Annotated in this window: 13 protein-coding genes; 9 read left to right on the top strand and 4 right to left on the bottom strand. The window is 49.7% G+C overall.

Annotation, left to right across the window (positions count from 1 at the left end; translation table 11 throughout):
* The first annotated feature begins 20 nt into the window (after window positions 1–20).
* From GXO76_08455 to GXO76_08440, 4 genes are read left to right on the top strand one after another with little or no spacing between them, the layout of a single operon-like run.
* Entirely contained in the window at window positions 21–902 is an 882-nt protein-coding gene (locus GXO76_08455; GenBank protein ID NOY77886.1) for an amidohydrolase family protein, read from the top strand.
* Window positions 903–917: 15 nt separating this feature from the next.
* On the top strand, window positions 918–1,445 hold the full coding sequence (locus GXO76_08450) for a tetratricopeptide repeat protein (GenBank protein ID NOY77885.1): 528 nt from the start codon (window positions 918–920) through the stop codon (window positions 1,443–1,445).
* A gap of 11 nt (window positions 1,446–1,456) precedes the next feature.
* Window positions 1,457–2,041, top strand: a complete 585-nt coding sequence (locus GXO76_08445; GenBank protein NOY77884.1) for a DUF84 family protein — start codon at window positions 1,457–1,459, stop codon at window positions 2,039–2,041.
* A gap of 1 nt (window position 2,042) precedes the next feature.
* Window positions 2,043–2,630 (top strand): methyltransferase domain-containing protein, encoded by a 588-nt coding sequence (locus GXO76_08440; GenBank protein NOY77883.1) that lies wholly within the window; start codon window positions 2,043–2,045, stop codon window positions 2,628–2,630.
* Window positions 2,631–2,723: 93 nt separating this feature from the next.
* On the opposite strand, the gene GXO76_08435 is transcribed toward GXO76_08440, so the two are convergent.
* The 3 genes from GXO76_08435 to ltaE form a co-directional block, all read right to left on the bottom strand.
* Window positions 2,724–3,695, bottom strand: coding sequence for an ABC transporter ATP-binding protein (locus GXO76_08435; protein NOY77882.1), 972 nt, complete (start codon window positions 3,693–3,695; stop codon window positions 2,724–2,726).
* Between the two features lie 32 nt (window positions 3,696–3,727).
* Window positions 3,728–5,074, bottom strand: a complete 1,347-nt coding sequence (trkA, locus tag GXO76_08430; protein NOY77881.1) for a Trk system potassium transporter TrkA — start codon at window positions 5,072–5,074, stop codon at window positions 3,728–3,730.
* A 230-nt stretch (window positions 5,075–5,304) separates the two neighbouring features.
* Window positions 5,305–6,339: a low-specificity L-threonine aldolase gene (gene ltaE / locus GXO76_08425; GenBank protein NOY77880.1), complete on the bottom strand. Its 1,035-nt coding sequence runs from the start codon at window positions 6,337–6,339 to the stop codon at window positions 5,305–5,307.
* Window positions 6,340–6,607: 268 nt separating this feature from the next.
* Here ltaE and GXO76_08420 point away from each other — a divergent pair, with 268 nt between their 5' ends.
* The 4 genes from GXO76_08420 (at window position 6,608) to GXO76_08405 (ending at window position 10,698) form a co-directional block, all read left to right on the top strand.
* Window positions 6,608–7,261, top strand: coding sequence for a hypothetical protein (locus tag GXO76_08420; protein NOY77879.1), 654 nt, complete (start codon window positions 6,608–6,610; stop codon window positions 7,259–7,261).
* 14 nt (window positions 7,262–7,275) lie between these two features.
* Window positions 7,276–8,679 carry an MBL fold metallo-hydrolase gene (locus tag GXO76_08415; protein NOY77878.1) on the top strand — a complete coding sequence of 468 codons (1,404 nt, stop codon included), beginning with the start codon at window positions 7,276–7,278 and terminating at the stop codon, window positions 8,677–8,679.
* Window positions 8,680–8,748: 69 nt separating this feature from the next.
* On the top strand, window positions 8,749–9,438 hold the full coding sequence (locus GXO76_08410; protein ID NOY77877.1) for an ABC transporter ATP-binding protein: 690 nt from the start codon (window positions 8,749–8,751) through the stop codon (window positions 9,436–9,438).
* 39 nt (window positions 9,439–9,477) lie between these two features.
* The gene (locus GXO76_08405) at window positions 9,478–10,698 is read left to right on the top strand and encodes a hypothetical protein (GenBank protein NOY77876.1); all 1,221 of its coding nucleotides are present in this window, start codon (window positions 9,478–9,480) and stop codon (window positions 10,696–10,698) included.
* 2 nt (window positions 10,699–10,700) lie between these two features.
* On the opposite strand, the gene GXO76_08400 is transcribed toward GXO76_08405, so the two are convergent.
* A complete protein-coding gene (locus GXO76_08400; protein ID NOY77875.1) occupies window positions 10,701–11,399 on the bottom strand; it encodes a response regulator transcription factor in 699 nt (232 codons plus the stop codon).
* 364 nt (window positions 11,400–11,763) lie between these two features.
* Here GXO76_08400 and GXO76_08395 point away from each other — a divergent pair.
* Window positions 11,764–12,643: TonB-dependent receptor plug domain-containing protein (locus tag GXO76_08395; protein ID NOY77874.1), on the top strand; the 880-nt coding region annotated here is incomplete at its 3' end.

Here is a 12,643-nt window from a genome sequence, read left to right as displayed (position 1 = left end):
CCTCCATCGGAAAAACCCTCATGGACGAAGGGACGGGTATTCCGGAAGCGCTTGCTCAGAATGCCCGGGAAAGTATTGATGACGGGCTGCGTCTTTTAAAGCGCTGGCGCGGAGCCGGAAACGGCCGCATTGATTTTAACTTCGCGCCCCGATTTGCGCTTTCCTGCTCAGAAGAGGTGCTTCGGGAAGTGGCGGAGCTTTCGGTTGATCGAAAGATCCTTGTTCACACCCATTCGTCGGAAAATCAGAACGAACTGCGGGAAGTTCAGGCCGCAACCGGGAAGCGAAATCTGGAGTTTTACCATTCCATCGGATTAAATCGGTACCATCTTTCCGTGGCCCATTGCATCTGGCTGGATGCTTCTGAAATGGATATTCTGGCAACAACAAACACGCACGTCCTTCATTGCCCCTCTTCAAACCTGAAGCTGGGTTCCGGAATTGCCAGAATCCCCGAAATGCTGGAACGAAACATTCACGTCTCTCTCGGGGCCGATGGGGCGCCTTGCAACAATAATCTCGACATTTTTCAGGAAATGCGGCTGGCAGGTTTAATTCAGAAACCGCGCCTGGGGGCCGGGAGCCTGTCTGCAAAAGAAATTGTGCACATGGCCACGCTTGGCGGGGCCCGTGCCCTTGGATTGGAGCGGGAGATTGGCAGCATCGAGGTGGGGAAAAGGGCTGATTTGATTTTGCTGAATTTGGATCGGATCCATAGTTTCCCTTCCGAAGATGTGTTTACAACCCTTGTGTATTCCGCGCAATCCACGGATGTTCAAACCGTCATCATTAATGGCGAAATCGTAATGAAGGATCGTGAAATCCTGACGCTGGATCGACAGGAGATTCTGGCTCACGGAAAGGAAGAATTGAAAAAGCTGATGACCCGCGTTGGAATTTAAATAACTGAGGTTACGATGCGAAATCGAATACTGGTGGTAATCGTTTCCACAATTCTCATTGTTCTTTTATATGTGCTGATTCCCAGTTTGAAAAATACCCGCAATCAATCCCGGGGAGACGTGGCCTTTCAATCAGAAAAATGGAAAAAAGCGGCCAAACTCTACGAAAGGGTTGTCTCTTACAATCCCCGGTCGTCGAAAGTACTAACCCGGCTGGGCTATTGTTACCTGAAATTGGGGAAGCGGGACAGGGCGATCACCATTTTTCGGCAGTCGCTCCGGGTCGATTCCACGCGGTTCCGAACATACCGCTGGCTGGGAGACGCTTTTTTGCAGGAAAAAGCCTATTTGAATGCCGCCCAATCCTTTAGAAAACTCATTGCCGCGTACCAAAAGCATCACTCCCTGAGTAAGGCTGACGCGGATGATTATCTGTATGCTCTCGATAAACTGGTGTTGTGCGAATTAAAACTTCAGAACGACCCCCAGGCCCTGCGTGAGCTTCATGAGTTTACAAGTGTCCTTCGAACAAAAGTGCCGTAACGAGGCCTCCAATGGATGAATTGCGTGTGGCCGTGGGTTCCACCCGTCCGGCAAAGGTTCGCGCAGCAAAAGAGGCCTTTGAACAGGTGAGCCCCTTTCTGATAGGCAAAGAGATGGCGCTTCGGCTGGAAACCCATTCTGTTTCGAGCGATGTTCCCGACATGCCAACCTCTCTGGAGGAACTGATGCGGGGAGCCAAAAACCGGGCACGCAATCTCCAAGAATTGGGAATTGAGGCCGATTTTTACGTGGGCCTGGAAGGCGGTTTTTTTCGTCAGGCCGCGGGAGAGGGTGAGCCCGTCCAAACCTTTCTGCAGGGCTGGGCTTTTGTGACAAACGGCACAATCGGAAGTTTTGGTGCCAGCTATTGTGCCCCTGTGCCGGAGGCTCTGGCCCGGGCTGTTTATGTGGATCACCTGGAACTGGGGCAAATCATCGATGAGTTTTCCGGCGCCCGGAACGTGCGCGACAATCAGGGGGCCTTTGGAATTTTTACGCTGAATTTTCTCAGTCGGGCAGATTCCTTCCGAACGGCGCTGATTGCCGCCCTGGCCCCCTTTTACAATGCACTCCCTTACACAAAACATCTACACTAAAATGAAGCGTCCCCTGAATCGGTTAATCTGGAATGTGAAGGCTCTTCTTTACCGGGGATTACGGTCGTTTTTTGTGTACCGCCGGATCTACGAGGCTGAAATTCGCCCGTTTAAAAAGTGGCTGGCCGCCGAATTCCATCCGAAAGAAAAATATCTCGATCTGGCAACAGGAAGCGGCGATTCGCTTAAAATCTATCCTCCGACCCTTTCTCCCGTAGGCTGTGATTTTTCGTTTTCAATGCTTCGGCTGCTGAAGGCAAAAAGGCCTGTTCCGCTGGTTCAGGCAGAAGCAGCGGAACTGCCCTTCCGGGACGGGGTATTTGCGGGGATAACGGCCATTGGACTGGCAGAATACATTTCGGCGCCCGGAAACTTTTTATCGGAGCTCTCCCGCATTCTCGGCAAGGGCGGCTGGCTGGCCATCACCATTTCACAGCCCAATGTGCTCAATCTGCTTCGCAATCTCAGCGGCAATCGTCTTCGTTACGATTCAATTCGTACATTTTCTCAATTGGCGGCCGGACAGGGGTTTCAGCTTCTTCAATCAAACAAAACCCTGTTTCAATGTCAGTTGTTGTTTCGAAAATAGGGTTACACAGAGCGACACAGGGAAGCTCAGAGAACCACAGGGAAAAAACCAAAAAACGAATTCTCTCTGCGGCTCTTTCTTGCTGTTCAGAGACTACGTAATCGGAAAGTGGCACCACACCTGGTGGTCGGAAACCAGCTTCTGCCAGGGCGGTACCCGGGAAAAACAGACATCCTTTGCCTGCGGGCATCTGGGAGCAAACGGACAAGCCGGGAGCGGACGGGTTAAATCCGGAGGATCTCCGGCAACGTGAAGGCGTGTTGGCGAGGGGCTTTCCGTTAATTTGGGGGTCGCCGCCAGCAGGGCCTGTGAATACGGATGGGCCGGCAGGGTGAAAAAGCGGTGAGCGGAGGCCCTTTCCAAGATCTTGCCGGCGTACATGACGAAAACAATCTGGGCAATTTGATGAATAACCCGAAGATCGTGGCTGATCATCAAAAGGGTCAGCCCGTTTTCCTGTTGAAGTGTTTTCAGCAGATGGAGCAGCTGGATTTGATTGCTCACATCCAGAGAAGAAACCGGTTCGTCAGCCACAAGAAAATTGGGATTTACCGCCAGGGCGCGTGCAATGGCCAGGCGCTGTTGCTGTCCCCCGGAAAATTGCGAGGGATATTTTTGAAGGGACTCTTCCGGCAAATTCACCTGCCGGAGCAGCTCCACCATGCGCCGGTCTCTTTCGGCAGAGGACATTGAAAAATGTGTTTTAAGAACCTCTCCCAGGGCCGATTTTATTTTTAGACGGGGATTAAATGATAAATACGGATTTTGAAAGATCATTTGTATGTCGCGCCGCAGAAAACGCTGGTCTTTGGGTGTGACGGACAAAACAGACCTGTTTTTGTAAAGAATCGTCCCCGAATCCGGGAGATAAAACCGCACGATTAATTTGGCCAGAGTAGATTTTCCACTTCCCGATTCGCCCACCAGACCCGCAACCGTCCCCTGATGCACCGTTAACGACACGTCGTCCACCGCCCGAAGGACGGCTTTTTCCCCGGGAAAATAGGGATGATTTTCGAGACGGAAATACTTTTTTACGTGAGAAAGGGTCAAGAGTGAATCCACAGGTGTGTTCCTTTCAGGGGCCGGAATTGAATTTATTGGAACATTTTCTCCACCGCGGAAATGGCTTCGGGAAGTGCAAACACAATGACCTTATCCTCGGGTTCGATAATCGTGTCGCCCGTGGGGATGATAATCTCATCGCCCCGGATGATAGCCCCGACAATGGACCCCTCCGGAATTTTGACCTTTTTCAGGGGCGATCCGATAATCCTGGAGGATTTGTGAGCCACGAACTCCAGCACCTCGGCGTCCAAACCGGGAATACTGGTCACCGAAACAACATCGCCCTGCCGAATGAACCGCAGAATCACATTGGATGTAATGAGATTGGTGTTGACTGCAGCATCGATTCCGATAGGCGCCATGATGGGAAGGTAGTTTTCCTGATTCAGCAGAACGATGGTTCGCTTAACGCCCAGGTGCTTGGCCAGCAGCGCGGTGATCAGATTGGTTTCTTCATCGTCCGTAAGGGCGATGAAGGCGTCCATTTCAACGATGCCCTCGGAGCCCAGTAAATCGATGTCCCGGCCATCACCCTGAATTACCAACGACCGATCCAGCTGCTCGGCCACGTAATGAGTTTTTTCGGGATTGGATTCAATCAATTTAATTTCAATGGCCTTTTCCTTCTCCAGAAATTTTGCCGTGGAGCGCCCGATTTTTCCGCCCCCAAGAATCATCACCTTTTCGACCCTGGCTTCCGATTTTCCGGCCAGGGCGACGATTTTTGAGATTTCATCCGTTTTTGCGATGAAAAAAACCTCGTCCCGCCGCAACAGGTAATCCCTTCCTGTGGGAATAATCGTTTTGTTATTTCGAAAAATGGCCGTTACGCGAAACGAGAGATCAGGATTTTCCTGCGTAATCTGAATAAGGTTTTTTCCAACGAGAGGCGACTGCATATCCAGACGAATGCCAACCAATTGAATGTGCCCGCCCGCAAAATCATACACCTCAGATGCGGTGGACCGTTTAATGAGACGCACAACCTCCTGAGCCGTTTCTTCTTCGGGATGAATGGCAATATCCACATGGAATTCATTCAGGCTGAGCCGGGGGGGATCTACATAAAAATGAGAATTGCGAACCCGCGCGATCTTGTTGGGAACGCCATAAATATGAGCCATTTCGCAGGCAACGAGATTGACTTCATCGGAATTGGAGACCGCCAAAAGCATGTTTGTCTGATCGATTTTGGCTTGTTTGAGCAGATGAATGTCTGTGCCATATCCCTGAATGACCTGAACATCCATGTGCTCCCGAATCCAGTCGCAGGTGGTCGGATTGGGATCAATAACCACCACATCGTGATTTTCAGATGAGAGTATTTTGGCCAGATGGGAGCCAACCTGACCTGCACCGATAATTATGGTATGCAATCGTCACAATCTCCTTTTTTCCCGGGTGGTACGAAGCGATGTTAAATATATTAATTTCTTCCGGAAATGCAAGAAATTTCTGCCGTAGAAAAAGATGCTGCCCTTCCGGGAAATCCCGTATCCAAACGAGTGTGGAATCTGTCTTAAAAGAGCCTTTTTCCACGACTTTCACACCTTTTCGCAAATCGATTTTTTTAGAATTAAGTTGGTATTCCTTGCACATGACGCCGCTATTTGTGTGAACTCATTATGTCACGAAAAATGGTAATGGCACGGGCCACGTCATCATCCGAAATGTGGAGGTGCGTAACCAGCCGCACTTTGTTACCCCCGAAGGGTATCATCAACACGCCGGCCTCCCTGCACCGGTTTACAAAGTCCCCGGCACGTATCACCTGGGAAACGACTTCAAAAATCACAATATTGGTTTGCACAGCATCCAGATCGATTTGGATTCCTTCCAGATCCGACAGAGCGGTTGCCAGCATTCTGGCACGGCGGTGGTCTTCAGCCAGGCGCTTGACGTTGTGCTCCACCGCGTAGAGGGCTCCGGCGGCCAGAATTCCCGCCTGACGCATGCCGCCGCCATACAATTTTCTGTAGCGGTGAGCCCGGGTAATAAAGTCCTTTGAACCGAGAATCATCGATCCCACGGGTGCACCTAATCCCTTGGAAAAACAGACATTAATGGAATCAGCATACCGGGCGTATTCCGACAGAGGAATACCGGTTGCGACAGAGGCATTCCAGATTCTGGCGCCGTCCAGATGGACCTTTAGATTGCGATTTTGGGCCAACGTGTAGATTCTTTTCATTTCATCAATCGGAAACAGAGTTCCCCCGGCCCGATTGTGCGTATTTTCAATGGCAATCACCTGGCTGTGCGGAAAGTGGTGATCGTCCGGGCGGATAACGGCTTCAATTTGAGCCGCCGTGATAACCCCCCGTGTGCCGGGAATAGGATGAAGCTGTACCCCCGAAAGCAGGGCCGGTGCCCCTCCTTCGTAATTAAAAATATGGGCATTGTACTCGCAGATTACTTCGTCGCCGGGTTGGGTGTGAGCATTCAGAGCGACCTGATTTCCCATGGTGCCGCTGGCTACAAACAAACCGGCCTCTTTGGCAAACAGGCGCGCAACCGTTTCCTGCAGGAGATTGACCGTTGGGTCTTCCCCGAAAACATCATCCCCGACGGGGGCTGTTGCCATAGCGTCCCGCATGTCCGGGGTAGGCTGCGTAACCGTATCACTGCGTAAATCGATAATAGAATTCATGTGACGACCTTTTGTGTAACGTGAGTAACGGATTCAGATTTAATCTGCTTCTTGGGGTCATTCCAATCAATCATTCCGTCCAATTAAAGAATAAAAATCATACTCATGTCAAAATACAATACGAAATCAAAATGCCAAAATCAATAAAAAACTCCTTGATTCTATCATATTTTATGATTTACTTTTAAACATTGCAGGCAAAAAGAATGGCTTTCGGATGGCCGATTCCATTCGCTGTTTATGAAAATGACCGATGCAAATGGACCGTAATCGTGACAGGACCTGGAGTACTGGAAATGATATGGTAGCTCAACAGACGCCCGGCTCAAAAATGGCCGTGCTTCTTTCAAATATTTTTATTCCGCCTACCTGGTCTGTTCTTATGTTTTGGAGTCTTTCCGTGAAATTCGGACACTCCGCCTGGACCGTTTTTTTGTGGGGAACAACAGGCACCCTTTTTACAGCAGTGATTCCCATTTTGTATGTTAAATGGCTGCAGAAAAAAGGGGCGATTACGCATAAGCATATTCCGCTTCGATCCCAAAGGCATGGGACGTATGTGTTAAGCATGGTCCTTTTGCTCCTGACATTCGATCTGCTTTATGTTTTTAAGGCGTCGCCTTTTTTGCTGGCAGCGGTGTTGGCCTTGGTAGGAAACACCCTTGTTACGTTTATGATCAATCTTTTCTGGAAAATCAGTGCCCACATGGCGGGCACCGCCGGGCCGCTGATTATTCTGACCTTTGCATTTGGCTGGTTTATAGCGCCGTTTTATCTTTTCCTCATTTTAATCGGCTGGTCTCGAATTTTCTTGAAAGCCCATACGCCCGCACAAGTGATTTGGGGCGGTTTGGTCGGCCTGTTTTTAACATACGGACAAATGATCGTTTATCTCAAATGGTTACACGTTTAAAGAAGGAGTGATGGATGGAATTACAGTTTATGGGAGCGGTTCGTACGGTTACCGGTTCACAACACCTGCTTCATGCAAACGGAGAAACGCTTTTAGTGGATTGCGGGCTGTATCAGGGTCATCGGAAAGAAGCTGAAAAAATCAATCGAAATTTACCTTTTGCGGCGGATTCGATTCAAAATATGATTTTGACCCATGCTCACATCGACCACAGCGGAAACATTCCCAATCTTGTAAAATCCGGATTTGAAAATAATATTTTCACCACGTTTGCCACACGCGATCTGTGTGCGGTCATGCTGCGCGACTCTGCGCATATTCAGGAAAAAGATGTGGAATATGTGAATAAGAAACATAAAAAGAAGGGTCTGCCTCCGGTGGAGCCGATTTACACCATGGACGATGCCCGGAAATCGCTGGAATATTTCGTGGCCTGGGGGTACAATCGGCCGTTTCTCATTAATTCGGCCATTCAGGCCCGATTTGTGGATGCCGGCCATATTCTGGGTTCAGCGCAAGTGCTTGTCGATGTGGAAGAAAACGGAAAAAAGCGCCGCATCCTGTTTTCCGGTGATCTGGGCCGGAAGCATCTGCCCATTCTTCGGGATCCCGTTCAGGTGAAAGAAGCGGATTATCTGGTGATTGAGAGTACCTACGGCGGCCGGTATCACGATCCCATTCAGGACGTGAAGGATAAACTGGCCAAGGTCATCATGGAAACGATTCAACGCGGCGGGAAAATTATTGTGCCGGCCTTTTCTGTGGGGCGCACGCAGGAGCTGGTGTACAATCTGCATCTGTTAATCGATGAACGCAAGATTCCGGACATCCCCATTTATGTGGACAGCCCCCTGTCCGTGAATGCAACGGAGGTTTTTCGTCTGCACCCGGAGTGCTACGATGAAGAAATGAAGGAGGAATTTCTTCAGCGCCACGAAGATCCATTCGGATTCAGCCGCCTGCGGTACATTCGGGACGTGGAAGAATCAAAAAAGCTCAATGACTGCCAGGGCTCCTGCATGATTATTTCCGCTTCAGGAATGTGCGAAGCCGGAAGGATTTTACATCATCTAAAAAATAATATTGAGGACCCCCGGAACACGATTTTGATTGTCGGATATATGGCTGAAAATACGCTGGGCCGAAAGATTGTTGAGCGTGAAAAGGTGGTTAAAATCTTTGGTGAAGAGTATGAACTTCGGAGCCACGTGGAGGTGATGAACAGCTTCAGCGCTCATGCGGACCGGCGTGATTTACTGAACTACGTCAAGCAGATGGACAGAAATCGACTGAAGCATATTTTCATTGTCCATGGAGATTCGGACCAATCGGAGGCCTTGATGGACGGTCTGCGGCAAATCGGTTTTCCAAATGCAACGATTCCTGTCCTTGGCGAAAAATATCATCTTGACGAATGACGGTGGTTTTGAAATTCACCCCCTTGCAGGCGTTTTATGACGCGTTAAAAAAACGGGAGGCACGGGACAATGCCTTTGATTGAATTACGGAATTTAAGCAAGGTTTACCACACAACGGCCGTTCCGGTTCAGGCTGTAAAAAATGTCAATTTAAAGGTAGAAAAACAGGAATTTACGGCCATTGTGGGGCCGTCAGGATCGGGGAAGACCACCCTGCTGAATTTAATTGGGGGGCTGGATAAACCCACGGAAGGCTCCGTTCTCATTGAAGGCCAGGACATCTCGAACTTGCCGTCGAACAAATTGATTGACTATCGACTCCACCACATTGGTTTTGTTTTTCAGGCGTACAATCTCATTCCGGTTTTTACGGCAAAAGAAAATGTGGAATTCATCATGCTGCTTCAGGGAATCCCCAAATCGGAGCGTGAAAAACGAGCAATTGAGCTTCTCAGCGCAGTGGGGCTGGCCGATCGAATAAACAGCCGCCCGTCCCAATTATCCGGGGGGCAACAACAACGGGTAGCGGTTGCCCGCGCCCTGGCGTCGCGCCCCAATTTTGTTTTAGCGGATGAACCTACAGCCAATCTGGATTCCCAGACGGCTGAATCTTTGCTCGATTTGATGGGACAGTTGAATAAAGAGTACGACATGACGTTTATTTTTTCTACGCACGATCCGAGAGTGATCCAGCGGGCCCGCCGTATTGTAACCCTGGAGGATGGAGCCGTGAAGTCGGATGATGTGATCGCGTCGTAAAGCACGTGTTTCGATAAACCATTTGGGAAAGGTTGTATCGTGAAACCGTTTTCTGGATTCTGGAAAACCCGGTGGGCAACGTGTCTTCTCTTTTTACTTCTGATGGAATCCGTGCCCCTTTTTGCCCAGGTGTCCTGGTTTGCCGCCGACGGCTATGTGAAATATCTGGCCAGCACCGCCAAATACCCCTTCCTGGATCAACGTCTTAACGACCAGTTGATTCACACCAGACTCAATACCCACTGGTACCCTTCAAATGCATTTCGGGCCGAGATGGATATTCGGTTTCGCGCGTTTTACGGAAGTTCCGTTCAAAAAATACCGAATTTTCTGGATCACATTCGAAGTCACCACGAATTTAAACAACTGGATCGCGTGCTCTGGCACCGTGACAAATCACTGGGTTATGCTCAGGTCGATCGACTCTGGCTGGATTACAGCCGCGGAAATCTGGAAGCAACCCTTGGGCGGCAGCGTATTGCCTGGGGAACGGCACTGGTCTGGAATGTCATTGACATCTTCAATCCGCAGTCCATTCTGGATTTTGACTATGAAGAAAAACCGGGGAGTGATGCCTTTCGGCTACAGTATTACACCGGACCCGTGTCCAAAGTGGAGGTGTCTGTCAAACCCGGAAAGGATAAAAAGCACACCGTTGCGGCGGGTCTGGTCTGGGTAAATGCCTTTTCAACCGATTTTTTTGCCCTGGCCGGTGTCAGAAACGATCGCTGGGTTCTGGGCGGTGCCTGGGCGGGTTCGATTTTAAAGGCCGGTTTTCGGGGAGAATTTTTGGTGAGTGCGCCTCCGAACAAAAATGCTTTCCCGACCCCGCCTTATCTCTCTTATTTTGGCGCTTCTATTTTTGCCTACAATAAGCCCGTTTTCAGCGGTGTTCTGTCGGGCGATTACACGTTTTCGAATTCTCTTTATCTCCATACGGAACTTCTTTACAATAGCAACGGCAAGCTCAAGAATGCAGGTGTTTTTTACGTTCAGGCCCGTCAGGCCGGGATGCTGTCGCCGTCACGCTGGTCGGTTTTTCAGGAGTTTTCTTACGATATCACGCCCCTTCTTCGCGGGAGTCTTTTTGGGATTTTGAATCCCAACGATCGATCCTCCGTGGTTGTTCCCCAGCTCACCTGGTCCGTCATTACCAATCTGGATGCCACGTTTATTGCCTTTTTTGCCCGGGGAAAGCACTTTACCGAATGGGGCGATTACGGCACATCGGCCTTTTTCCGGCTTAAATATTCCTTCTGATTTTAGTCCTGCCATTCTTCCTTGAAGCGGTACCCGACGCCGCGGACCGTCTCAATCAGTTTTCCGTAGTCTCCCAATTTCTTTCGGAGTCCCACAATCTGCACATCTACCGAGCGGTCGGTGACAGGATAATTATTTCCGCGGACGGCATCCACCAGTTGGTAGCGGGTAAACACCCACCCCGGACGGCGGGCCAAAATCGACAGAAAATGAAATTCCGTGTAGGTGAGATCGATTTTTTTCCCGTTAATGGTAACCTTGTGTTTTCCCGGATCGATGACCAGGTTGTGAATATGAAGGACCTCCGTTTCAGGCAATGCGCCGGCTTTTTTTCGGCGAAGAACGGCCCGGATGCGGGCGACCAGAACCCGTGGACTGAAAGGCTTGGGAACGTAATCATCCGCTCCCAGTTCCAGACCGGTTACAATATCCGTTTCATCCCCCTTGGCGCTTAAGATGATAATGGGAATTCCCCGGGTGTCGGGGTCTTCTTTTAGCCGTCTGCAAACATCCAAGCCGTCCACACCGGGGAGCATCAAGTCCAGAACAATGAGATCGGGTGCCTTTTCGGAAACGGCACGCAGGGCATTTTCACCGGAGGTTACGGATTGAACCTCGTAGCCCTCCTTCTTTAAATTGTGCTCGATCAGTTCCAGAATATCTTCCTCATCATCAACCACCAACACGCACTTTCTTGCCATTCTTGAACCTCTTGTTTTTCAGTCGGTTTCCACACAAGTTAAGAATAATTTGTTAGAAATGGGTTACATTCACATTAATCATTTGTTTAAATCGGATTTAAAGAGCCGTTCAAACACCAATGGTGCTGAGACGGACACACTCATTTTTTGACGATGGCCAACTCGTGAACGCTTAAAAATAAGACGCCCTCTCTCAGGAATCAAGAAAAATGTTTCATTCTTTCAAAAGAGTTCTCCGGCAAAGCAGCCAAAATTAATGCAGGATTAATGGCCCGCTAATACGATTCTAACAGTCAATCGCCATATTGAGTACGGGTTTTTAAAAAACGGCAGATAATAAGCAATTGATTTGGGAGAAACACGGATGAACAAAAAATCGTTAAGGATCAAAACAATGGGGTTAGCGGCGGGAGTGATTATTCTTTTAATCCTGGGGGATTTCGGAATGCTGCGGGCTTCGGATAAGGATGCGAAGAAAGACCCGGAAGGAAAGGGGGCGTCCGTGGCTCTTGTAGGGAAGATTACGGGATCCGTTTACGATGCCGCAAGCGGTGATCCTCTGCCGGGAGTCAATGTGATGATTAACGGTACCCGAATGGGAGCGGCAACCGATCTCGACGGACGGTTTTTTATTCGAAATGTACCGATCGGAAATTATTCCCTGACCGCTTCGATGATGGGTTACGCCCGAAAAACAATCAAGGGAGTAAGAGTGTATGGCGAAAAAGTGGGAGTGGTCAATTTTGCGCTTTTGCCAGAGGCGCTTCAGGGAGAAGCGGTTGTGGTGGAGGCGAGTCCGCTGACGAATACGGAAGCCGCTTTGCTGCGAAATCGTCAAAAGGCGGAAGCGGTGAGCGATGCCGTCAGTGCCGAAGCGATGTCGCACTTTGGGACGGGCAACGCGAGTGAGGCCATGAAATTGGTCACGGGGGCATCGGTAGTGGACGGAAAATATGTGTACATTCGGGGAATCGGGGAGCGTTACACCAACACGCAGCTGAATGGGGCGGCATTGCCAAGCGCCGATCCGGATAAAAAGGCCGTGCAAATGGACATTTTCCCCAGCAATCTTCTGGAAAATGTGGTCACTGTAAAAACATTCACTCCCGATCAACCGGGAAATTTCTCGGGCGGCATCATTAATATTCGAACCAAACATTACCCGGAGAATTTGACGATTCGATTCAGTTCCTCTTCCGGGTACAATTCGCAGGCAACCTTGAATTCCCATTTTTTAACGGCGG

The organism is Calditrichota bacterium (assembly GCA_013151735.1).
Classification (GTDB): Bacteria; Zhuqueibacterota; JdFR-76; order JdFR-76; family BMS3Abin05; genus BMS3Abin05.
This window is presented reverse-complemented; position numbering and strand designations above follow the sequence as displayed.